This window comes from uncultured Croceicoccus sp., assembly GCF_947496385.1.
GTDB lineage: Bacteria > Pseudomonadota > Alphaproteobacteria > Sphingomonadales > Sphingomonadaceae > Croceicoccus.
In genome coordinates this window covers 304,208-326,136 of record NZ_CANMCP010000002.1, presented here as the reverse complement: position 1 = coordinate 326,136, position 21,929 = coordinate 304,208, and the positions used below count along the sequence as shown (strand labels likewise).

Here is a 21,929-nt window from a genome sequence, read left to right as displayed (position 1 = left end):
GGAGCGCAGTGCCTGTTTTTTAACCTTTCGGCGCGAGATTGGTTCGAACGGGCGATATGCGGGGGAACCAACCGGTCCTTCATGCTATAGTCATGTGATGAGGGACGAATCGTGGACGGCTTGACGGAAATTTTGATGGAATGGGCGCGGTTCGTGCAGGATCCCGTCATGCTCGCCATCATTTTCCTCGTCGGGACGACGGCGCTCGTCGCATGTTGCGTTCCGGGCGTGATCCTGCCGGCGACCTTTTCCTCCGCCGCGCTGCTCGGCGGATGGCAGGGCGGGCTGATCGTCGCATTGGGGGCCTTGCTCGGCAGCCATATCCTGTTCGTGGTCACCCGGCATGGCATGCGGGCACGTGTTCGCGACCGGCTCGGCGACCGGCTCGACGGGTTCGAGCGGCAGTTCGAGCGGCGGGGCCTTCTCTACATCATCGGCCTGCGCGTTGCCGGTACACCCCATTTCCTGGTGACGGGCGCCAGCGCGCTCAGCACATTGAATCACCGTTCCTTCGCCTTTGCGACAATGATCGGCTTCCTGCCCGCCATCGCGATGACCGCGGCGGCCGGTTCGGTGATCTGAACGCCCGCGCCTGTCTGCGCCTCCCGTCTGCCTTGCATTCGCGGGAAGCGGCGGCCACATTCCGCGCATGACAGACGACACGCCGCAATCCACGCCGCCCGCAAAGGCCGAGCCTCCCATGCGGGCCGCGATCCTCCCCGTGACGCCGTTGCAGCAGAATTGCTCCCTTCTGTGGTGTACACAGACGATGAAGGGCGCGCTGATCGATCCGGGCGGCGATCTCGACCGGTTGAAGGCCGCCGTGGCGAAGGCGGGCGTGACGCTTGAAAAAATCCTCATCACCCATGGCCATGCCGACCATTGCGGCGAGGCGGCGCTGCTGGCGCAGGAGCTGGACCTGCCGATCGAGGGGCCGCAGGAGGCCGACCGGTTCTGGATTTCCCGGCTTCCGGAGGATGGCGGGAGATATGGGCTGCGGGGTACGTGTTTCGAGCCCGACCGGTGGTTGCACGATGGCGATACCGTCACGCTGGGGGCGCTGACACTCGACGTGATCCATTGTCCCGGACATACGCCCGGCCACGTCGTGTTCTACCACGCGCCATCGCAATTTGCCGTCGTCGGCGACGTGTTGTTCAAGGGTTCGATCGGTCGCACCGATTTTCCGATGGGCAGTCATCAGGATCTGCTCGATGCGATCACGGGCAAATTATGGCCGCTGGGCGATGATGTCACGTTCATTCCCGGCCATGGTCCGGTGAGCACGTTCGGTCAGGAACGGCGGACGAATCCGTTTGTCGGCGATGTCGCGATGGCCGGTTGAGGACGCGCATGTTGCGGGCGGGTGACGACACGCCCTTGCGTATCGTGCACAATTCGGTATAGCGCGCGCCTTCGCCGTAACCGATGCGACTGTCTGGCCGACCGCCTGTGGGACACCCCTTGTGGTCCGGTCATGCTTCGCCTAGGGCATCGGCAATTGTCTTATTCATGATTTAACACAGGTGCCGAAATGGCTGTCCCCAAAAGAAAAGTATCGCCGCATCGCCGTGGCAACCGCCGCGCGCACGATTCGCTCAAGCCTGCCGCGTATCACGAGTGCGGCAATTGCGGTGAGTTGAAGCGTCCCCACAATCTCTGCGACGCATGCGGCCATTACAACGGGCGTGAGATCGTTTCCGTCGGCCTTTGACGTCTGGCGACTCGCAACCGGGAGATAGTTCGATGAGCTTGCCGCGTATCGCCGTCGATGCGATGGGCGGCGACGTGGGTGTGCGTGTCATGATCGAAGGCGCGGCACTGGCCCGCCGTCGTCACGACCGTTTCAAGTTCCTGCTCGTCGGCGACGAGACGCAGATCAAGTCTGCGCTCGATCACCATCCCAACCTGCGCGACGCGTCGGAAATCCTCCATGCGCCGGAGCAGGTCGAAGGCGACGAACGCCCGACGCAGGCGCTGCGCCGGGCGCGCCGTACCTCGATGGGGATGGCGATCGCCGCGGTCAAAAGCGGCGAGGCCGGGGCCGCGGTGTCGGGCGGCAACACCGGCGCGCTGATGGCGATGGCGAAGGTGTCGCTGCGCACGATGCCGGGGATCGACCGGCCGGCGCTTGCGGCGCTGCTGCCTACGCTGGGCGACACCGATCTCGTCATGCTCGACCTCGGCGCGAACACGGAATGCGATGCCCGCAACCTGGTGCAGTTCGCAATCATGGGCGCGGCCTATTCGCGCATTGCGACCGGCCTTGCCGAACCGCGGGTGCGCCTGCTCAATATCGGGACCGAAGAGATCAAGGGCACCGATGCCCTGCGCGGCGCATCGGAAAAGCTGCGCGAGGCCTCGCAGACTCTCGCGCTGAGTTTCGACGGCTTCATCGAGGCGGACAAGCTCGCCCGCGGGAGCGCCGATGTCGTCGTCACCGACGGTTTTTCCGGAAATATCGCGTTGAAGGCGGTGGAGGGTGCGGCCCGCTTCGTCACCGACCTTCTGAAGGATGCCTTTCAAAGTTCGCTGCGCTCGAAGCTCGGCTTTCTCATCAGCCGCCCGGCGACCGAATTGCTGAAGCATCATCTTGATCCCAACAATCACAATGGCGCCGTTTTCCTGGGCCTCAACGGCATCGTGGTGAAGAGCCACGGCAATGCGAATGCGGCGGGCGTGGCCAATGCGGTCGCGGTGACCGCGCGCCTTCTTGAGGAAAACCTGACTGAACGCATCACGGCCGATCTTGCCGAGGGCGCCGCGCTGCAGGGCAGCATGCCGGCGGCTGGCGAAACCGCCCCGTCCGCAGGCAGCGACATACGATGACCGACACGATCCGCCGCGCCATCGTGCTGGGATGTGGCTCCGCGCTTCCGGCGCGATGCGTCACCAATGCCGAGCTTGCCGAGACCGTCGATACCAGCGACGCGTGGATCGTGGAGCGCACCGGGATTCGGCAGCGGCATATCGCCGGCGATGGCGAGACGACCGGCACGCTCGCCGCAGAGGCCGCGCGCAAGGCCATGGCCGCCGCCGGGGTGGAGCCGGATGACATCGGCCTGATCGTGCTGGCCACCGCCACGCCGGATCAGACGTTTCCCTCCACCGCGAGCTGGGTGCAGCATGAAATCGGCGCGAAGAATGCCTTTGCGTTCGACGTGGCCGCGGTGTGTTCGGGTTTTCTCTATGCGCTCGGCACGGCCGAATCGATGCTGAAAACCGGGATGGCGAAACGCGCGCTGGTGATTGGCGCAGAGACGTTTTCGCGCATTCTCGATTGGGACGACCGGGGTACATGCGTGCTCTTCGGCGATGGCGCGGGGGCCTTCGTGCTCGAAGCGCGCGACGTCGCTGCGGCGGATGCCGCATCCGCGCCGGGCGTGATCGCGACGCGGCTGCATACCGATGGGGAGCATGGTTCGCTCCTCTATGTCGATGGCGGTCCGTCGACGACGGGGACTGTCGGCAAGCTGCGGATGAAGGGGCGCGAGGTGTTTCGCCACGCGGTCGTCAACCTGGCGCACGTCCTGCGCGAAGTGCTGGACGATGCGGGGATGACGGGGGCCGAGGTGGACTGGGTGGTGCCGCATCAGGCCAATGCCCGGATCCTCGACGCGACGGCGAAAAAGCTTTCGCTTCCGCCCGAAAAGGTGATCAAGACGGTCGACATCCACGCGAACACGTCGGCGGCGAGCGTACCGCTGGCCTATGACGTGGCGGTGCGCGACGGGCGAATCAAATCGGGCGATCTGGTCATGCTCGAGGCGATGGGCGGCGGCTTCACCTGGGGGGCGAGCCTGCTTCGGGTGTAAATTCCCTACGTCGCTTGACGTCAAATTGATAACCTATGATAATGTAAGGGTTCTTCCAGGGTCGCTTCTATACAAAGGAAATGCCGATGCGATCAGCCGGAACTCTGACCCGCGCCGATCTTGCCGATATTATCCACCGCAAGCAGGGGCTTAGCCGTGCGGAATCGCTCAACATGGTTGAGGCGATCCTGCGCTTGATGTGCGATGCGCTGCATTCGGGGGAAAACGTCAAAATTTCCGGGTTCGGGACATTCCTTCTTCGCGACAAGAGCGAACGAATCGGCCGCAATCCGAAGACCGGGGTGGAGGTTCCCATCACCCCGCGCCGGGTCATGACCTTCCGTGCCAGCCAGCTTCTCAAGGAACGTATAAGCGCACGATGAAAAACAGTGACGATCTGTTTGACGATGGAAAGGATCCGCAGGCGTTCCGCACGATCGGGGAGGTGGCGTCCGCGCTTTCGATAAAGCCGCATGTCCTGCGCTATTGGGAGACGCAGTTTTCCGCCCTCGCGCCGATCAAGCGCAGCGGGAACCGGCGTTATTACCGGCCTGAGGACGTCGCGGTCGTGCAGAGGATCGATCGCCTGCTCAACCACGAAGGCTACACGATTCGCGGCGCGGCAAAGGCGCTGGCCGAGCCCGAACCGGCCGCGACGACCGCGGCCGAGGCGCGTCCTGCACCCCCACGCGGCGAGCGTCCCGGCATGATGAGCGACGAGGAAATGTTGACGCGTCTGCGCGCGATTCGCGAAACGCTGTCTCAGATCACGGACGAGACCAAGCCCGCCGACATCTCAGTTTAGATCGGGGCCGAGCGCGGGGTCGAGATCGCGGGGCCGCGTCAGCGCGACAATCCTCCCCTTCGCATCGGGCAGGTCGGCCCAATCGTCGATATCGAATTCCAGAACGGCGAACGCCCCCGTGGGATATTTCACCGCGACCGTATCGCGCATGGCATTGCCGGCATCGTCGGGAACGTGGTCGAGTACGAAATCTTCCAGCCCCGGGTTGTGCGAAACGATCAGCAGCGAATCGCACGACCCGCCCATCTCGGCGGCGACCTCCGCGATCACTTCGGAGGTGGCGAGATAGAGCCGGCGATCCTCCGCCCGGTCGACCGGCGCGCGCCGCCCCATCGCATCGAGCGCGAGATCGAGCGTTTCACGCACACGCTGCGCCGGTGAGGCGACGATACGGTCGAAGGCCGGACCACGCGTGCCGATATGCGCCCCCATCACGGTAGCGGCCCGGCGGCCCTTTGCATTGAGCCCGCGATCAAAATCCCGACCGCTCGGCTGGTGGTCTTCGGATTTGGCATGCCGCAACAGACCGATGATCTTCAAACCGCTTCTTCCTCTACACCCGGCTCGTGACCGGAAATGTCCCTGTCCGAAACACGGCTGTCTAACATTTTTAAAGCTTCGTCCAGAGTGACCCGCGAAACCGGCGTGCCTTCGGGAAAGGCCGACAACAGCCGCGACGGAAAAGCCGGCGATAACACGACGAATGCCCCCGAATCGGCACGGCTGCGGATGAGCCGCCCGAATGCCTGCGCCAGCCGGCCGCGCACGATCGCATCGTCATAGGCTTGCTTGCCGCCTTTCTCGCCGCTCTTCGCACCCGGCACCATGTGGGCGGCGCGGCGCGCGCGGTGCAGGATCGACGGTTTGGGCCAGGGCACCTGCTCCATCACCACCAGCCGCAGCGATTCGCCCGGCACGTCCACCCCGTCGCGCAGCGCATCGGTGCCCAGCAGGCTGGCCTTCGGATCGTCGCGGAAAATATCGACCAGCGTTCCGGTGTCGATCGGGTCGATATGTTGTGCAAACAACGGCAGCCCGCCGCGCGCCAGCCGATCGGCGATGCGGGCATGCACCGCGCGCAACCGGCGGATGGCGGTGAACAGGCCCAGCACGCCGCCGCGCGAGTGTTCGATCAAGCGGCCATAGGCGGCGGCAAGGCCGGCGATATCGCCCTTCTTCACATCGGTGACGATGATCACCTGCGCCTGCCTGGCATAATCGAAGGGGCTTGCCGCCTCGGTCAGCGCAGCCGCCACGCCGAGCTGCACCGCGCCCGAGCGTTCCAGCGCGCGCGCCCAGTCGGGTCCGTCCTCCTGCCGATCGCATAGCGTGGCGCTGGTCTGCATCACGCCATGCGCGGGTTCCAGCACGGTGCGGGCAAACGGCCGCATCGGATCGAGCCAGCGGCGGTGAATTGCGATGTCGAATTCGCGCGCCTCAGCGCGTTCCACGGCGAACCAGTCGACGAAGTCCGCATCCACCGGACCGCCCATGCGCGCACACATCGCCTCCCACGCGATCAGCGTGTCGATCCGCCAGCGCAGCGAATGGCGCGCCCCGTCGATACGCTGCCGCCCCTGAGCATCGAGCCAGTCGGGCGGATCGGCGAGGATCGCTTCCAGCCGGGCCGACAGCGCCATCAACGGTTGCCGCAGGCGGGCCAGCGCATCCTTCGCATCGCTCGCCGCGCCGATGAACGCAGCGTCGAGATCGGTCACTTCGGTTTCTATGCCATAGCCCGCGTCCTGCGCGCTCGCATCGCGGGCGAAGGTCAGCGTGCGCACCGCAGCGAGCAGACGTTCGATCGGGCCCCACGGTTCGCCCTCCGCAATGCGCGAAAGCCAGCCATCGGCGGGCAGCAGGTCGGCGGCCTCGCGCGCTTTGCCAATCGCCGCATCGCCCGCATCGTCATAGCTCGCAACGTCGGAGAGGCGCGCGGCAAGGCCCCGGCGGCGGCCCTTCGACTTGCCCTCCGGCCCGATGACCCAGCGGCGCATCTCGATCGCCTCGCTCCCCGACAGGGCGGCGGCAAAGGTGGAATCGGCCGCATCGAACAGATGGTGCCCTTCGTCGAACACGATGCGGGCGGGGCGCTGCTGCCCCTCGCGTTCGTCGCCATTGCCCGACCCACGCGCGGCGTGGACCATGACCAGCGCGTGATTGGCAATGACGAGATCGGCATGCGCGGATTGGCGGGCGGCGCGCTCGATGAAGCATTTGCGGTAGTGCGGGCACCCGGCATAGACGCATTCGCCGCGCCGGTCCGTCACGGCCGCCATGCCGCGCCGCCGGAACAAGGTCGGCAGCCATCCGGGCAGATCACCGCCCACCATGTCGCCGTCCTCGCTGAACGCGGCCCAGCGCGCGACGATCTGTGCGAAAATGCCGGGGCGGCCTGCGAAGCCGCCTTGCAAGGCATCCTCCAGATTGAGCAGGCAGAGATAGTTTTCCCGCCCCTTCCGCACGACGACGGCGGGGGTTTCGCGCGCCTCGCCCGCATCGACATCGGGCCATGCGCGGCGGCTTTCCCGGCGGAGCTGACGCTGGAGAGCCTTCGTATAGGTGCTCACCCACACCGTGCCGCCGGCCGCCTGCGACCAGAGCGAGGCGGGCGCGAGATAGCCCAGCGTCTTGCCCACCCCCGTCCCGGCCTGCGCGAGCAGCATGTTCGGCTGGCCGACTTCGGGCCGGGGTGCGAAAATGCGCGCCGCGGCACAGGCATATTCGCGCTGCCCCTCGCGGCGTTCGGACCCTTCGCCGGTGAGCTGGTCGAGCCGAGCGGTCACCTCATCCTCCGCAATGGCGACATGCGCCGGTTGCGGGCGCGGCGGGCGCTCCTCCCATTCGGGCAGCTTTGCAAAAAGCCAGGGCTCGGCGCGCTCGGGCCGGCGGACATGCGGGGCCAAAAGGCTCGCCCAGGGCCAGCGCAGGCGGGACAGCGATTGCAGCGTGCTCCACGCGCCGGGCCGCTCGATCCAGTCCTCCGCCTCCACCTGCGCGAACAGCACACCCGCCGCACGGGCGAGCAGATGCGGCACTTCGGCCTCGTCGTGCGGAATGGCGAGGCCTAGAACTTCGGCCAGCCCGCGGGGCGTGGGCACCATGAAGCGGGCCGGGTGAACGAAGGCAAACAGTTCGAGCAGATCCAGCCCCGACAATTCGGGATAGCCGAGCCGGCTCGCCACCAGCGGCGCATTCAGCATCAGCAGCGGTGTTTCCGCCGCCGCCATGATCGCCTCACCCCGCGAAAGACCGCGCACCTCGCCGTCGCGCGAGGCGAGCCAGCACCCCGAATGGCTCGCATGCAGGGCCGGCAGGGCCAGCGCATCGGCGAGGCCGGTGGTATCAGGGGGAAGGGGGGCGGACATTCGCCCCAACATAGGCGGCGTCACGCCAGAATGAAACGGCGCAGCGCGCGAAACCCGTTGATCGCGCGAAGGCCCATGCCGAAAGGCCGCGCCCGATCAGGCGATGGCCGTCTGCGTTTTCTCGGCTGGCAATTTGCATGAACAGCCAGTGTGCCCGCCGATCAACATGGCGGTGATTTCGGCATCGATCCTGTCGCCGTAATTCCATTCGAGCGCGCGGCGGACCAACCGGCCCAGAATGGCGGGGGCATCGCGGCTGTCGTGCCCGTCCGCGCCATGGACGAAGCCCGACACGTGCATCCATTGATGCATCAGATGCGCGGCCATGTTCACATGGTCCCCGGCGATCATGCATTGCGACAGGAACCAGCGCGCGGTGCGGATGGGAAGCGTGCCAAGCTCGGTCGCGCCGATGACGGGTGGACCGTCGCTGTTGCTGTCCGGGCCGGGCAGATCCACGACCGCGATGGACAGGTTGAGCGTGTGGTCGCCGGTCACGCCGGCTTCCTGCCCGATCTGCACGCGTTGCCAGATCTCCTCGCCGGTGAGGCGGCGGACGGAGCCATGCGCGCCCTTCCACTGCGTGTCGCCGTAATCGGCCTTTCGGACGCTGGCGCCGAAGCCGGGCATCGACACCGCTTCGCGCAGGAGCCGGACCGATTCGCGGATGAATGCTTCCTCGGCGTCGTTCGCGCCGGTGATCTCGTGCAGTTGGACAGATACGCTCATGTCAATATCAACGCCAGCGACGAAAAGCGTTCCGTGCTTTTCACGCATTAAATTAAGAGGCGAAAGCGAACGCCCGCTTAACGCCGCGCTACGCAAGGGTTCAGAACAGCGGTTCGGTACCGGGGTTCAGCACCAGCCCGAACGGTGCCCCTGCCACTCCTCCGCCAGCCCTTCGCGCACCAGGATCATGCCGAGCGATGTCCCGCCGCGTTCCACAATGCGCAGCTTGCGCCCGTACATGTCGGTATCGCGGTCGATCCGAGCGAGGCTGAACGGACCGGCGTTGAGCAATTCCTGCAAGCGCAGCGTCGCCTGCTCGCCAAGGGCCAGCTCCGCGTCGCATTCCGGCGTGCTGGTTTCCGGCGTGTTGATGTCGGCGATCCGGATCTTGTCCCCATCCATCCAGAACGTGTCGCCATCGACCACGCAATTGGTGCGCGCCGGGCCGTCGCACATCACGAATTGCTGGCGCAGATCGTCGGCAGGGCCGGGCGCAGGGGACGCGACCTGTTCGGGGCGTGCGGGCGAAAACAGGCCGGGATCGAACCGCAGCCACAGCCCGAGCACGATCAGGACCGCAGAGGCCGCAACCACCATCCACGCCCCGTAATTCGGGCGCCGCTTTTCAGGCCAGAACGCGATGTCGGGCTTGCGCTTCGCATAGCGCGACTGGCGCCGGTTCCCCATCATCCCCGCGCCCTTTCCGCCAGTTGCCGCCGGGTCCACAGCCGGCCACGCGCCGTCTCGCCGCAATCGCGCGGCGGGGGCCGCATGGCCGCGACGACCGATTTTGCGACCCAGCCTGCCTTGCTCAGTGCACCGGTGTGCACCCGCGCGTTCCATGCGTTCGGTCCTGCGCTTTCGACCATGCGTGCGATGTCGCCGTAAATCCCCGTCGCCGACAGGATTGCCCAGCGCGCCCGGAACGGCAGCCGCCCGGCGCCGACCCGTGCCGACGCCTCGTGACAGCGCCCGATGGCGCAGGCATGCGCGACCAGATCGACGAGAGCGGCGCGGTAATGCGGCTTCATATGCTGTCCCGGCGGAATATCCGCCTCCACCAGCCATTCGATGGGGAGATAGCACCGCCCCGCCGCATCATCCTCCCACAGATCGCGCACGATATTGGCGAGCTGAAACGCGAGGCCGAGATCGCATGCGCGGTCGAGCGTATCCTCGTCCGAACGCGGCACCCCCATGACCAGCGCCATCATCACCCCCACCGCACCCGCGACGTGATAGCAATATTGCATCATGTCGGCCTCGGTCCGGGGGCGCCAGTCCTCGCTGTCGAGAGCGAAGCCCGCGATCACGTCATCGGCATCGGCCGCGGTGATCCCGCATTCGCGCGCCACCACGCCGAACCCGTCGAAACTGGCATCGCCGGTCGCCACCCCCTGCAACGCCAATGCGGTGCGCTGACGGATGGTGGCGAGCCGTTCGTGCGGATTGCTTTGATCGCCGAGCGCGCCGCCCATGTCCTGCGCATCGGCGAGATCGTCGCACGCCCGGCACCAGGCATAGAGCAGCCATACGCGCTCCCGCTCCCGCCGCCCGAACAGGCGGCTGGCCACCGCAAAGCTTGTCGAGCCGCGCGCGATCGTATCCGCGGCATGCGCGACAAGCTCGGATCGCGCCGCTATGGTAACCATGCGTCCCCCGCCATCCCGGTTCAGCCCCGCGCGAGATCCGACAGCATCAGCCGCGCCGTCGCCTTGGCGCTGCCGACGACGCCGGGAATGCCCGCGCCCGGATGCGTGCCCGCACCCACGATATAGAGATTGCCGATTTCATCGTCGCGGTTGTGCGCACGGAAAAACGCACTCTGCGTGAGGATCGGCTGCAGGCTGAACGCGCTGCCCAGATGGGCGGACAGATCGTTCGAAAAATCGGTCGGGGTATAGTGGAACTTCGTCACGATGCGCGAATGGATGTCGGGGATGAGCCGGCGGCCCACCTCGTCCAGCACGCGCTTTTCCAGCTCCTTGCCGACCGCGACCCAGTCCACCGGCAATTGCCCCAGATGCGCCACGGGCACGAGCGCGTAAAACGTGCTCATCCCTTCGGGCGCCATCGACGGGTCGGTGACGCTGGGATGGTGGAGATAGATCGAGAAATCGCGCGGCAACACGCCATGCTTGTAGATATCGTCGAGCAAGCCTTCGTAGCGCGGGCCGAACAGGATCATGTGATGCGGGATGCCTGGCCATGTCCCCTCGACCCCGAAATGCACGACGAAGAGGCTGGGCGACCATTTCTTCTTCGCCAGCGATTTCGCCATTTTCGCGCCGCGGCGATTTTCGGACAGCAGGTCGCGATAGCTGTGCATCAAATCGCCATTGGTGGCCACCGCGTCGAAATTCTCGTGCCAGCCGCTGTTCGTGGTGACGCCGGTGGCGCGGTTGCCGACCGTGTCGATGGACGCGACCGCATCGCCGATCCGGACCGTGCCGCCGATCCGCTCGAAATGGCGCACCATCGCGGCGATCAGCCGGTTGGTCCCGCCCTTGGCCCACCACACGCCGCCATCCTTCTCCAGCTTGTGGATGAGAGCGTAGATCGCACTCGTGCTCATCGGATTGCCGCCGACGAGCAGCGTGTGGAACGAGAGCGCCTCGCGCAGTTTCTCGTTCTTGATGTATTTCGACACCATGGAATAGACCGAGCGCCACGCCTGGTTCTTGATCATGGCGGGCGCGGCCTTCATCATGCTGGCAAAGCTGAGGAAGGGGACGTGGCCGAGCTTCACATAGCCTTCCTCGTAAACCGCGGCCGAATATTGGAGGAATTCCTCGTATCCGGCGAGGTCGGCGGGGTTGAGCTTGGAAATCTCGGCGGCGAGTTTCGGGATGTCGTTGGTGTAATCGAAGGTGGTGCCATCCTCCCAATGGAGGCGGTAGAACGGCTGCACTTCCTGCAATTCGATATCGTCGGCCATGTCGTGATCGGACAGGCGCCACAATTCGGCCAGGCAATCGGGATCGGTGATGACCGTCGGCCCGGCATCGAAGGTAAAGCCGTCCCGTTCCCAGTGATAGGCCCGGCCACCCGGCTTGTCCCGCGCCTCGATCACCGTGGTCGCGACCCCCGCCGATTGCAGCCGGATGGCGAGCGCGAGCCCGCCGAACCCTGCGCCGATCACCGCCGCGCGGCGCATGGGCGTATCGCCGTCCGCTGTGGTGGTGTTCATTGCGTGTTCTCCGTGGGCAGCGAAAGGGAGGCGGGGCCGCGCATGCCCGAAAGCGTGGCGATGGCGCGCCGGACCGGCACGGGCGGTTTTCCCGAAAGAATGCGCAGGGCATCGCGCCCCGTGCCCCGACCGGCATAGAACCGCTCTATCAAACCTTCATCCAAAGTATAGAACCTTTGCAGAACCTTGTATCGCTCCTCCGGCTCCGCCGCATCGAAGAGCATCGCGGTCAACATGCGATGGAACCGCCCGCGCCGCCAGTGCCGCGCCGCGTAATCCCGGCTCGCCGCGGCCAGCGACGCGCTGTCGAGGGAGGGCAGGGCGGCGACGTGATGCGCGAACCGCACCGCGTCGGGAAGCGAATAGCTCGTGAGCGGCTGAAACAATCCGGCGCGCACGCCCGCCACGCCGACGTCGCCCGCGCGGCGCCCGAGAAATTCATCGAAATCGCCGCCGGCCACCACCGGCAGGACGCCGGTTTCCTCCCGCGTGACGGTCTCGATGCGCCACCCGCGCCGCGCGGCATAGGCGTCGATCCGGCGGGTCAGCGTGTCCCGGTCGAGGTCGGGCGTATCGCTGTAATAGGTATCCTCGACGAATATCTCGCGGTCCGAAAACGGGAGGAGATAGACGAAGCGATAGCCATCGTGCTGCGCCACGTCGGCATCCATCACCACCGGGCGCGTGACACCGTGGGGTGCGCGCAGGGTCAGCATGCGCCCGGCGAATTTCTGCCACCCACCGGTGAGAGGGGCAAGATCGCCCCGGGCCAGTCCGCGTGCGTCGATCACGCCCTTGGCCGCGATCCGCTGCTGATTGCTCAGCGTGGCGCCGTCGGCGTCCAGCGCCGCGATGTCGGCCCGCGTTACCATCGCGTCGCCACCAAGCGCATCGCGCACCGCCCTGTCGAGATTTTCGGAGGCGATCGTGCGATAAGGCGTCCGCAACATGCGGCGATATTCGGGAAAGACGACGTCGTAGCCATCGTCCCACCGCATCGCGATCAACGGGTCGAGAATTGCGCGATGTTCGGGCGCAATATCGCTTTCGAAAAAGGACCACAGATGATGGCCGCCGATCGCAGCCCCGCGTTCCACCACGCCCACCGACAATTCGGGACGAAGCCGGCGCAGGGTCAGCGCGATCAGCCCGCCCGAAAGCCCGCCGCCCGCGATGAGAATATCGAATGTCCGGCCCATTACCGCCTGCTTACACGGGACAGGCCGGGGCGCAAGCGCGATGGCGCCGCCCGGCAATGCTTTACCTCGCGCCTCGAAGCGGGTAGAACGCAGCCCATCCACCGGGGAGCCTGCTTGGGCTGAGAGGCGGGCTTAGCGCCCCGCGACCCGTCGAACCTGAACCTGTTAAGACAGGCGGAGGGAGTGGCGGTCCTTGCCCGGCAATGCCCGCACGCTTTCCCGCCGGGAAAGAGGAAGCGCACATGGCCGACATCAACTCCCCCTTGGAAAGCCAGCCCGGCAAGAACGGCGCCATCGGCGTCACCACCGGGCCCATTCGCGGCAGCCACAAGATCCACATCGGCCCGACGAAGGAACATGGCATCCATGTCGCCATGCGCGAAATCCGGCTGGAGCCGACGGCGAAGGAAGCGCCGGTGCGCGTGTACGACACCTCCGGCCCCTATACCGACCCGGATGCCGACATCGACATCAATCGCGGCCTCCCGCAGCTTCGCCGCGAATGGATTCTGGGCCGCGGCGATGTCGAGGAATATGACGCGCGCGAGGTCAGGCCGGAGGACAATGGACAGCTCGGCCCCGACCGCAGCGGCGGCGTCCCCCCGTTCCCCAATGTCGTGAAACGCCCGCTGCGCGCAAAGGCCGGCGCCAATGTCAGCCAGATGCACTATGCCCGCCGCGGCATCATCACCCCGGAAATGGAATATGTGGCGGAGCGTGAAAACCTCGGCCGCGCGATGGTGCGGGACCATGTGCGCGACGGGGAAAGCTGGGGCGCGGAGATTCCCGATTACGTGACGCCCGAGTTCGTGCGCGACGAAATCGCCCGCGGCCGGGCCATCATCCCCAGCAATATCAACCACCCCGAATCCGAGCCCATGGCCATCGGGCGCAATTTTCTCGTCAAGATCAACGCCAATATCGGCAATTCCGCCGTCGCGTCGGACGTCGCCAACGAAGTCGACAAGATGGTCTGGTCGATCCGCTGGGGCGCGGACACGGTCATGGACCTTTCGACCGGGCGCAACATTCACGACACGCGCGAATGGATCATCCGCAACAGCCCCGTGCCCATCGGCACCGTGCCGATTTACCAGGCCCTGGAAAAGGTCGGCGGCATTGCCGAGGACCTGACTTGGGAAATCTTCCGCGATACGCTGATCGAGCAGGCGGAGCAGGGCGTCGATTATTTCACCATCCATGCGGGCGTGCGCCTGCCCTACGTGCCGATGACCGCCAAGCGCGTGACCGGCATCGTGTCGCGCGGCGGGTCGATCATGGCGAAATGGTGCCTCGCCCATCATAAGGAATCGTTCCTCTATGAACGGTTCGACGAGATTACCGAGATCATGAAGGCGTATGACGTGGCCTATTCGCTGGGCGACGGCCTGCGCCCCGGCAGCATCGCCGACGCCAATGACGAGGCGCAGTTCGCCGAGCTTTATACCCTTGGCGAGCTGACCAAGCGCGCGTGGGAGCAGGACGTGCAGGTCATGATCGAGGGGCCGGGCCACGTCCCCATGCACAAGATCAAGGAAAACATGGAGAAGCAGCTCGAGGCGTGCGGCGAGGCGCCGTTCTACACGCTCGGGCCGCTCGTCACCGACATCGCGCCGGGCTATGACCATATCACGAGCGGCATCGGCGCGGCGCAGATCGGCTGGTACGGCACGGCGATGCTTTGCTACGTCACGCCGAAGGAACACCTTGGCCTGCCCGACCGCGACGATGTGAAGGTCGGCGTCGTCACGTACAAGCTCGCCGCCCATGCCGCCGATCTGGCAAAGGGGCACCCGGCGGCAAAGGTGCGCGACGATGCGCTTTCCAAGGCGCGTTTCGATTTTCGCTGGCGGGATCAGTTCAACCTGTCGCTCGACCCCGAAACGGCGGAGCAGTACCACGATCAGACGCTCCCGGCGGAAGGCGCGAAGACCGCGCATTTCTGTTCCATGTGCGGGCCGAAGTTCTGTTCGATGAAGATCACGCAGGAAGTGCGCGATTTCGCGGCAAAGCAGAACAGCGACAGCTATCTCGCATCGGAAAACATCCGCCGCGAAACCCCGCCCGAGGCGCGCGAAAACGCCGAGGAAGGGATGGAGGAAATGTCCCGCCGTTATAAGGAAAAGGGCGACCGGCTCTACCTTCCAGAGGACGAGGTCGAAACCGGCCCGGCGGAGTAAGCGCACGATGGACGGCACGGACTCGATCGTGGAACAGGACGCGGACCGCAAGGATCGCCGCCGCCTGCCCATGATCGGGCTCGCGCTTACCGCGCTCTATGTGGCGGGGCTGGTCGCCTATCTGTTCTGGCAGGGGCAGAACCCGGCGGATCTCAGGCTCAACGAGCTGGGCGATTTCCTCGGCGGGGTGTCCAGCCCGCTGGCGTTCCTGTGGCTCGTCCTCGGCTTTTTTCAGCAGAGCCGCGAGATCCGCCTGTCGGGCAAGGCGCTGCATCTGCAGGCGCGCGAAATGCGGCGCAGCGTGGACGAACATCGCCGCATCGCCGGCGGGGGTGAGGGGGGCGACACGCCCTGACCCCGCGCCTTTGCGTCGCAGGTACGAACGACCCGTGTGAACCAATTGTGACAAACTGTGCAACGGGCGCCGCGCGTCCTTTCAAACGGCGCGAAACGCACCATCTTGGTTGGTATAAACAATCGAGAGGAACCGCGTCATGCATGTGCAATTCAATTCCGACAGCAGCGTCATGGGCACCGAAAACGTCGCCGAACGGATCGAGGCGCAGGTCCGCGAAAAGATCGCCCGGTTCGAGGATCGCCTGACCAGGCTGGAAATCCATGTGCGCGACGAAAACGGCCCCAAAGGCGGCGCGGACGACAAGGCCTGCACGATCGAGGCGCGCCCCGCGGGCGGCAAGCCCATCGGCGTGACCGCCCATGCCGCCACGGTGGACGATGCCGCGCGCAAGGCCGCCAGCACGCTGGCGCAGCGGTTGCAGAGCCATTTCGGCAAGAGCGAGCGGCATAGCCGCGATCGCCGCCCTGAAAAGACGTTCTGAACCCGCGCCGCACCGATCACGGCACGGTTGCGCGGGGCGCCCGCGTCGCCGATAAGCGCGCCATGTCGAATTCGTGCACACCATGCGTCTGTCGCCCCCTGCGAACGGGGATCGCCATCCCTCTGCTCGCCGCTCTCGCTCTTGCCGGGTGCCAGTCGGGCGGCGACACCCCCGATGGCGCGCCGGGCGACAGGAATGACAATCGCCCCTTTTCCGGCATTGCGGAAAACGAGACGCTCCATTTTACCGGAACCGAACCGTTCTGGAGCGGGGAGGTGGCGGGCGGCGTCCTCACCTATACCGTGCCGGCGGACGATGGCGTGTCCGACACGGCGATCGCGGTGGACCGGTTTGCGGGGCGCAACGGCGTATCGTTCAGCGGCACGTTGAACGGGAAAAGCCTGACGCTCGCCGCCACGCCGGGGGCGTGCAATGACGGCATGTCGGGGCGGCGCTATCCTTTTGCGGTGACCTTGCAACTGGGCGATGAAACGCGGCTTGGCTGCGGCTGGACCGGGGCGGAGGAGTTCACCGGGCCGGCCTGATGCGGGCGTAAACCCTTGCGGTTCAGCACGCGGAAAGCGTTTTGCCCCAGTTTCGCCACTTTCTTGGAACGAATGCCGACATCCTTTCGTTGTTGAAGCAATTCCCGGCCCGAAATGGCCGCAAATTCTACAATGGGTTCACGAAAGGATTCACCATGAAACATATTGCAACCGCACTGATGGCTTCCGCTGCGCTGGCTCTGTCCGCATGTGGCGACACGGCCGAAGCGCCCGAAGCCGACGCCACCATGGATACCATGGCCACCGACGACACGATGGTCATGGACGGCGAGAATATCGTCCAGATGGCGCAGGGCAATTCCGATTTCTCGACCCTGGTGAGCGCGATTACCGCCGCGAACCTCGGCGATACGCTTTCGGGTCCCGGTCCCTTCACCGTTTTTGCACCCACGAACGAGGCATTCGACGCGCTTCCCGAGGGCACGCTGGCCGAACTCACCGCGCCTGAAGGCCAGGAAGAGCTGACCGGCATCCTGAACTATCACGTGGTGTCGGGCGACGTCACCGCCGAAGCCTTGATGCAGCAGATCGAGCAGGGCGGCGGTTCGGCCGAGTTGACGACCGTCAACGGCGCGATGCTTACCGCCACGACCGAGGGCGGCAATGTCATCCTGACCGACGCGGCGGGCAATACCGCAACCGTCACGCAGGCCGACATGGATGCCTCCAACGGCACGATCCACGCCATCGACGCGGTCCTGATGCCGAGCTGATCGCGCATTACGGAACGATGATTTGCCAAGGGGCGGGCCTGTATGCACAGGCCCGCCCTTCTTGTTATGTGAAAAGGACGGGATACAGCCATGGCGACGAACACGGGGAAGGGACACCGCGCCGGTTCCATCGACGACCGCACGCAGGTGCGGAACCCGCAGACGAAACGCTGGACCAAGCGCGACCGCGAAGAGGGCAGCGCCACCGCGGGCCAGTTCTGGAGCAGAAATCGGACGGCGAGCCGTTCAAAGGCGTCGCGGAGGAGCCGGACGGCCGGCGCAATCGCGACGAATGATGGGCCCTGTTCGCCGAATGCGTTTGCCGGAACGGGCGCGGGCGTGCTACCCATGCAATCGCTGACGTCACAATTGCGACGGATATATCGGTGCCGGTCGGGCCAAAAACTCGCCTCTGACGACAACTTCCTTTCTCTTGACGACATGACGCACGACCCGGCCCGCGATTTTGCGGGGCGGAAACCTATCGTTTCTGGAAAGGAAACATCTATGCCCACTGGTACAGTCAAATTCTTCAACACCGAAAAAGGTTATGGCTTCATTCAGCCCGAAGATGGCGGCGAAGACAGCTTCGTCCACATCTCCGCGGTGCAGGCCGCCGGCATGCACACGCTGGAGCGTGATCAGCGCCTGAACTACGAAGTCGAAACCGGCCGTAACGGCAAGAAGGCTGCGATCAACCTCACCGAGGCGTGATCCCCCTGGCACGCCCCCGCCGGATGACGGCGGGGGCATGCTTTTCGCGTTCCTCCATGAGGGACGCTCGAAATGACCGGAACGGACCGGGGCTACAAACCGTTGATGGGTTCGAAAGTCGCGGGCGTCCCCGTACGTGGCGGCATTGTCTGTTGGAGAATCGAACCCGATGCTTGAAAAAGTACCCGCCTGGCTGGGCTCTGCGCTTAAAAATGTGCGTGCCGGCCATGCCAAGCTGACCATTGCCCGTCTCGGCGGGGAGAATGTGCTGGGAGCCAAGGGCTTCACGCTGAAATCCCCCGCGTTTCAGGATGGCGCCGCGCTGGACCCCTCGTTCACCGCCGACGAGGAAGATGCCGTCGCACCGCCGCTGGAGTGGAGCGATCCGCCGCCCAGCACGCAGGAGCTCGTGCTCATCGTCGAGGATCCCGATGCGCCGGGCGCCGAACCGTTCTGTCACTGGCTCGTGTGGGGCCTCGCGCCGCAGCGGGGCAAGCTGCTCGAAGGCGAAACGCCGCCCAAGGTCGGCAAGAATTCCTACATGAAGGCCGAATGGCTGCTCCCCGACCCGCCCACGGGCCACGGGAGCCATGATTACGTGTTCCAGCTTTACGCGGTCGACATGCCGCTGGCGTTGCCGCCGGGCGCGGGCCGTTCAGATCTGGTTCGCCAGATGGAAGGGCACGTGCTCGCCGCGGCCGTCCTGACGGGAACCTATGCCCGCGAAGACGGCGACGACCACGATTGACATTCACAAGGGGCGGTTCCGATCAGGACGCCCGAACGAGAGGATCAGCACATGGCTGCCAAGAATAACGCTATCAACAAGCCCGTCGCCGTTTCGGAGGATCTCGAAGCGATCGTCGGCAAGGGGCCACTGCCGCGCGGCGAAGTGACCGCGAAGGTGTGGGAATATATCAAGAAGCACGATCTTCAGGCCGCGGATGACAAGCGCATGATCGAGCCTGATGAAAAGCTCGGCAAGGTCATCGGGACCGAGAAGATCTCGATGTTCAAGATGACTGCGCAGGTCTCGAAGCATCTGGGCTGATTGCCCGCACCTACCCGGTCCGGCGGCGCCATGGCCAGTCCATGACGCCGCCGGACCACAATGCCAGCCAGACCAGCACCGGCTGCGCCACCATGCGCGGCAGGTGATAGGCAAGGCCAAGCCCGTGATCCGCGAGGCCCATGTCCATGGCGAAATGGTTGATATTGGCCGGAAACACGCACACGGCATAAAGCGCAAGCCCGACCGCCGCCGCCTTCCGCAGGCGGCCGGACACGGGTTGCACCATGCCGATCGCACCGAGAATTTCGGCAATTCCCGTCAACGCCACGACCGCCTCGGGCCAGGGCACCACATCGGGCATGATGCCGAGAAACGGCGCCGGCGCCGCGAGGTGAAGCACCCCCGCCACGAAATACGCAAGCGCGAGCAGCCACCGCGCCGCGGTCCTGCCTCTCCCTTGCCGAATGGGGCGCGTCCTATCCATCGCCGGGGCATAGCGCAGCCATGAGCGTTCGAACAGGCATCGGCGGCTGGCGCTTTGGCGGTTGGCGCGGGGGCGTGTTCTATCCCGACGATCTGCCCCGCCGCAAGGAACTGCATTTCGCGTCGCGGCAGCTCTCCGCGATTGAGGTGAACGGGACCTATTACCGTTTGCAAAAGCCTGAAACGTTCGCCGAATGGCGCGCGGATGTGCCCGACGGTTTCGTTTTCGCGCTCAAGGCATCGCGCTATATCTGCAATCGCCGCAAGCTCGCCGACGCGGGCGAAGCGGTCGAGCGGTTCTTTGCGCAGGGGTTGACCGAGCTGGGCGATGCGCTGGGCCCGATCCTGTGGCAATTGCCCGATTACCGCGCGTTCGATGCCGAGGATCTGGCTGCGTTTTTCGCGCTTATCCCCCGCGAACGGGACGGCCTGCCGCTGCGGCACGTGATGGAGGTGCAGCATGACAGCTTCCGCTGCGCCGAATTTGTCGATCTGGCGCGGGCGTACGATATTGCCATCGCCTATGTCGACGGGCCGGGCGGGCTGGCGATTGCCGATCTTTCGGGTGGGCTTGGCTATATGCGGTTGAAGGGGGCGCGGTCCGACCTTGCCGCCGGATATGAGGATGCGGCGCTGGACGACATGGCCCGTATCGCGGCGGATTAGGACCAGGGGGTCGCTCCCAATGGCGTCAACCGGATCACCCCGGCGCGCATGGGGGCTATGGACGACGTCTATGTTTTCGTCATCGACGGGGCGAAGGAACGCGCACCTGCCGCCGCAATTGCCCTCGCCGAACGTTTATAGGCCGAGGCGCGCGCGGGTCGCCGCGTCGCGCTGCCCATCGTAAAATGCGTCGATTACCGCGCCAAAGCGTTGGCCGGTCGTCGGCGTATCGCTGTACGCCTCGAACAGGGTCATCGAACTGCGCAGTTTCATCGCATCGACTTCGCCCATGATCTCCACCGCGCCGCGTCGTCCCGCCCAATCGAGAACGGCATCGGTGCATGCGATGAGGCGCGGGCCGAGCACATCGTGCCGCAGATAGGCGCGCGCCTCCGCCGCATCGGCAATGGCATAGCGGCGCGCCATCGCGCTGTGGCCCAAGCCGGCAATCTGCGGAAAGACGAACCACATCCAGTGGGACCGCTTCGCCCCATCGCGCAATTCGCCAAGCGCACGTTCGTAAATGCTGTCCTGTGCCTCGACAAAGCGGGTGAGCGCGGATGCAGACCCGCTCATTTCAGCGGATCATGCCCCCAGTTCATGAGCGAATAGCGCCAGTTCGTATCCTCGACATCGCCATCGGGCCGCTGTTCCAGGTGGCGATGGATGTAGCCGATTACCTTCTGCATATGGTCGTAATCGGCATCGGTGAGTTCATCGACATTGCGGCGCTTGATCTCGACGATGCGGCGGCCCGAACGATGGCCGGTGCTTTCGCCGCCATCGCTGTCACCGACCGATTTCGATTCGTCGGTGTCGAGCCATTCCTCAAGCTCCTTGGGCTGCATGTTCACGCAGTCGCCGAATTGCTTGCGGCATTCCTTCTTCTCGTCGTCGTCCACCGCGGGTCAGTCCTTCTTTTCGGGAAGGTCTTTCCGGTCGGTGGAGGCGAAATCCTCCAGCTCGTCCTCCGACATGGAATCGTACATGTCCTTCGACGCGCCCTGAAGGTCGGAGACTTTCGTCTCGCCGCGCTTTGCCGAAAGGGCCGCGCCGGCGGCCTTCTGCTGTGCCTTGGATTTTGCCGGCATCAGTTCGCCGCCTCAAGCTCGGACCCGAGTTTCAGAACCTCGTCACCGTCTTCCTGCTTGATGAGATAGGCAGGATTGTCCTCGGTGCCGTTCTTCTTGACCTTGGAGCCCTTGAGCGTGCGTTCCACGTCACGCTCGAAACGCTCCTTTACCTGTTCCTTCGCGGTGCCGTTGCCCCAGTTCCACGCGACATACTGGTCTTTCTGAAACTTGTTCTCGGCCATGATGCCGGCTCCTTTCGTTATTGCGGGTCGACCATCTCCGGTTCCTCGCCCTCGGTGCCGACGCCGGGGATCGCGGTATCGGACGCATCGCCAGGCTCATTCGGCGCGGCGGCGCCGGCGGGCAGGACAGGCTGTTCGGGGGCAGTGCCGCTGGCGACATCATCCTCGGTCGTGGCCGCGCCGAAAATCCAGATGGCCGACATGCCGCCCACGATCAAAACGAGGCTGATGATCAGCACCCAGCGCACGATATGCGGCGTCGATCCCGCGCGCGCTTCGGTGGTCGATACGTCAACTTCTTCGCCGTGGCGTTCCATGGTATTTGAGGCTCCTGT

29 protein-coding genes and 1 riboswitch are annotated in these 21,929 nt (G+C 65.2%); of the genes, 16 read left to right on the top strand and 13 right to left on the bottom strand.

Annotated features, from left to right (window positions below):
* Positions 1-111 precede the first annotated feature (111 nt).
* The 7 genes from Q0897_RS05425 (at position 112) to Q0897_RS05395 (ending at position 4,620) form a co-directional block, all read left to right on the top strand.
* Positions 112-582 (top strand): VTT domain-containing protein, encoded by a 471-nt coding sequence (locus Q0897_RS05425; RefSeq protein WP_299308066.1) that lies wholly within the window; start codon positions 112-114, stop codon positions 580-582.
* A 118-nt stretch (positions 583-700) separates the two neighbouring features.
* Positions 701-1,345: an MBL fold metallo-hydrolase gene (locus Q0897_RS05420; protein ID WP_366519904.1), complete on the top strand. Its 645-nt coding sequence runs from the start codon at positions 701-703 to the stop codon at positions 1,343-1,345.
* A gap of 189 nt (positions 1,346-1,534) precedes the next feature.
* Positions 1,535-1,714: a 50S ribosomal protein L32 gene (gene rpmF / locus Q0897_RS05415; protein ID WP_202085655.1), complete on the top strand. Its 180-nt coding sequence runs from the start codon at positions 1,535-1,537 to the stop codon at positions 1,712-1,714.
* A 32-nt stretch (positions 1,715-1,746) separates the two neighbouring features.
* Entirely contained in the window at positions 1,747-2,829 is a 1,083-nt protein-coding gene (gene plsX / locus Q0897_RS05410) for a phosphate acyltransferase PlsX (RefSeq protein ID WP_299308062.1), read from the top strand.
* Positions 2,826-3,815 carry a beta-ketoacyl-ACP synthase III gene (locus Q0897_RS05405; RefSeq protein WP_299308061.1) on the top strand — a complete coding sequence of 330 codons (990 nt, stop codon included), beginning with the start codon at positions 2,826-2,828 and terminating at the stop codon, positions 3,813-3,815. Before plsX ends, Q0897_RS05405 begins: the two co-directional genes overlap by 4 nt.
* Positions 3,816-3,901: 86 nt before the next feature.
* Positions 3,902-4,198 (top strand): integration host factor subunit alpha, encoded by a 297-nt coding sequence (locus Q0897_RS05400; protein WP_202085651.1) that lies wholly within the window; start codon positions 3,902-3,904, stop codon positions 4,196-4,198.
* Positions 4,195-4,620 carry a MerR family transcriptional regulator gene (locus tag Q0897_RS05395; RefSeq protein ID WP_299308059.1) on the top strand — a complete coding sequence of 142 codons (426 nt, stop codon included), beginning with the start codon at positions 4,195-4,197 and terminating at the stop codon, positions 4,618-4,620. The genes Q0897_RS05400 and Q0897_RS05395 overlap by 4 nt, the downstream gene beginning before the upstream one ends.
* Here Q0897_RS05395 and Q0897_RS05390 read toward each other — a convergent pair.
* The 7 genes from Q0897_RS05390 to crtY form a co-directional block, all read right to left on the bottom strand.
* Entirely contained in the window at positions 4,612-5,160 is a 549-nt protein-coding gene (locus Q0897_RS05390; protein WP_299308057.1) for a histidine phosphatase family protein, read from the bottom strand. The two genes, Q0897_RS05395 and Q0897_RS05390, sit on opposite strands and share 9 nt — an antisense overlap.
* Positions 5,157-7,988, bottom strand: a complete 2,832-nt coding sequence (locus Q0897_RS05385; protein WP_299308056.1) for an ATP-dependent DNA helicase — start codon at positions 7,986-7,988, stop codon at positions 5,157-5,159. The genes Q0897_RS05390 and Q0897_RS05385 overlap by 4 nt, the downstream gene beginning before the upstream one ends.
* A 96-nt stretch (positions 7,989-8,084) precedes the next feature.
* Positions 8,085-8,717, bottom strand: a complete 633-nt coding sequence (locus Q0897_RS05380; protein WP_299308054.1) for a hypothetical protein — start codon at positions 8,715-8,717, stop codon at positions 8,085-8,087.
* 126 nt (positions 8,718-8,843) lie between these two features.
* On the bottom strand, positions 8,844-9,407 hold the full coding sequence (locus Q0897_RS05375) for a thermonuclease family protein (RefSeq protein WP_299308052.1): 564 nt from the start codon (positions 9,405-9,407) through the stop codon (positions 8,844-8,846).
* Complete coding sequence (locus Q0897_RS05370; RefSeq protein WP_299308051.1) at positions 9,404-10,369, bottom strand: phytoene/squalene synthase family protein; 966 nt, start codon at positions 10,367-10,369, stop codon at positions 9,404-9,406. The genes Q0897_RS05375 and Q0897_RS05370 overlap by 4 nt, the downstream gene beginning before the upstream one ends.
* 20 nt (positions 10,370-10,389) lie before the next feature.
* Positions 10,390-11,874: a phytoene desaturase gene (locus tag Q0897_RS05365; protein WP_299308174.1), complete on the bottom strand. Its 1,485-nt coding sequence runs from the start codon at positions 11,872-11,874 to the stop codon at positions 10,390-10,392.
* Between the two features lie 29 nt (positions 11,875-11,903).
* Positions 11,904-13,106, bottom strand: coding sequence for a lycopene beta-cyclase CrtY (gene crtY / locus Q0897_RS05360; RefSeq protein ID WP_299308050.1), 1,203 nt, complete (start codon positions 13,104-13,106; stop codon positions 11,904-11,906).
* A gap of 92 nt (positions 13,107-13,198) precedes the next feature.
* Positions 13,199-13,306: riboswitch (TPP riboswitch) on the top strand.
* A 42-nt stretch (positions 13,307-13,348) separates the two neighbouring features.
* On the opposite strand from crtY, the gene thiC reads away from it, so the two are divergent.
* The 8 genes from thiC (at position 13,349) to Q0897_RS05320 (ending at position 19,169) form a co-directional block, all read left to right on the top strand.
* Entirely contained in the window at positions 13,349-15,286 is a 1,938-nt protein-coding gene (gene thiC / locus Q0897_RS05355; protein WP_299308049.1) for a phosphomethylpyrimidine synthase ThiC, read from the top strand.
* Between the two features lie 7 nt (positions 15,287-15,293).
* Positions 15,294-15,641, top strand: coding sequence for a hypothetical protein (locus tag Q0897_RS05350; protein ID WP_299308047.1), 348 nt, complete (start codon positions 15,294-15,296; stop codon positions 15,639-15,641).
* A 139-nt stretch (positions 15,642-15,780) separates the two neighbouring features.
* Positions 15,781-16,125, top strand: coding sequence for an HPF/RaiA family ribosome-associated protein (locus Q0897_RS05345; protein WP_202085641.1), 345 nt, complete (start codon positions 15,781-15,783; stop codon positions 16,123-16,125).
* Positions 16,126-16,187: 62 nt separating this feature from the next.
* Positions 16,188-16,670: a hypothetical protein gene (locus tag Q0897_RS05340; protein WP_299308046.1), complete on the top strand. Its 483-nt coding sequence runs from the start codon at positions 16,188-16,190 to the stop codon at positions 16,668-16,670.
* 155 nt (positions 16,671-16,825) lie between these two features.
* A complete protein-coding gene (locus tag Q0897_RS05335) occupies positions 16,826-17,404 on the top strand; it encodes a fasciclin domain-containing protein (RefSeq protein ID WP_299308044.1) in 579 nt (192 codons plus the stop codon).
* Positions 17,405-17,911: 507 nt separating this feature from the next.
* On the top strand, positions 17,912-18,118 hold the full coding sequence (locus Q0897_RS05330) for a cold-shock protein (protein ID WP_299308173.1): 207 nt from the start codon (positions 17,912-17,914) through the stop codon (positions 18,116-18,118).
* Between the two features lie 169 nt (positions 18,119-18,287).
* Complete coding sequence (locus Q0897_RS05325) at positions 18,288-18,866, top strand: YbhB/YbcL family Raf kinase inhibitor-like protein (RefSeq protein ID WP_299308042.1); 579 nt, start codon at positions 18,288-18,290, stop codon at positions 18,864-18,866.
* A 51-nt stretch (positions 18,867-18,917) separates the two neighbouring features.
* A complete protein-coding gene (locus Q0897_RS05320; protein WP_299308040.1) occupies positions 18,918-19,169 on the top strand; it encodes an SWIB/MDM2 domain-containing protein in 252 nt (83 codons plus the stop codon).
* Between the two features lie 10 nt (positions 19,170-19,179).
* Here the strand turns inward: Q0897_RS05320 and Q0897_RS05315 are convergent, their stop codons facing one another.
* The gene (locus tag Q0897_RS05315) at positions 19,180-19,614 is read right to left on the bottom strand and encodes a DoxX family protein (protein ID WP_299308039.1); all 435 of its coding nucleotides are present in this window, start codon (positions 19,612-19,614) and stop codon (positions 19,180-19,182) included.
* A 20-nt stretch (positions 19,615-19,634) separates the two neighbouring features.
* Here Q0897_RS05315 and Q0897_RS05310 point away from each other — a divergent pair, with 20 nt between their 5' ends.
* Positions 19,635-20,279, top strand: coding sequence for a DUF72 domain-containing protein (locus tag Q0897_RS05310; RefSeq protein ID WP_366519900.1), 645 nt, complete (start codon positions 19,635-19,637; stop codon positions 20,277-20,279).
* Positions 20,280-20,414: 135 nt separating this feature from the next.
* On the opposite strand, the gene Q0897_RS05305 is transcribed toward Q0897_RS05310, so the two are convergent.
* The 5 genes from Q0897_RS05305 to Q0897_RS05285 are packed head-to-tail and all read right to left on the bottom strand — an operon-like array spanning position 20,415 to position 21,911.
* Complete coding sequence (locus tag Q0897_RS05305) at positions 20,415-20,855, bottom strand: DUF1810 domain-containing protein (protein ID WP_299308038.1); 441 nt, start codon at positions 20,853-20,855, stop codon at positions 20,415-20,417.
* A complete protein-coding gene (locus Q0897_RS05300; protein ID WP_236672221.1) occupies positions 20,852-21,181 on the bottom strand; it encodes a DUF3140 domain-containing protein in 330 nt (109 codons plus the stop codon). Before Q0897_RS05300 ends, Q0897_RS05305 begins: the two co-directional genes overlap by 4 nt.
* A 6-nt stretch (positions 21,182-21,187) precedes the next feature.
* Positions 21,188-21,370, bottom strand: a complete 183-nt coding sequence (locus Q0897_RS05295; RefSeq protein ID WP_299308036.1) for a DUF3008 family protein — start codon at positions 21,368-21,370, stop codon at positions 21,188-21,190.
* Positions 21,370-21,597 carry a DUF2945 domain-containing protein gene (locus Q0897_RS05290; RefSeq protein ID WP_299308172.1) on the bottom strand — a complete coding sequence of 76 codons (228 nt, stop codon included), beginning with the start codon at positions 21,595-21,597 and terminating at the stop codon, positions 21,370-21,372. The genes Q0897_RS05295 and Q0897_RS05290 overlap by 1 nt, the downstream gene beginning before the upstream one ends.
* Positions 21,598-21,611: 14 nt before the next feature.
* Positions 21,612-21,911 carry a hypothetical protein gene (locus tag Q0897_RS05285; protein WP_299308035.1) on the bottom strand — a complete coding sequence of 100 codons (300 nt, stop codon included), beginning with the start codon at positions 21,909-21,911 and terminating at the stop codon, positions 21,612-21,614.
* Positions 21,912-21,929: the final 18 nt, after the last annotated feature.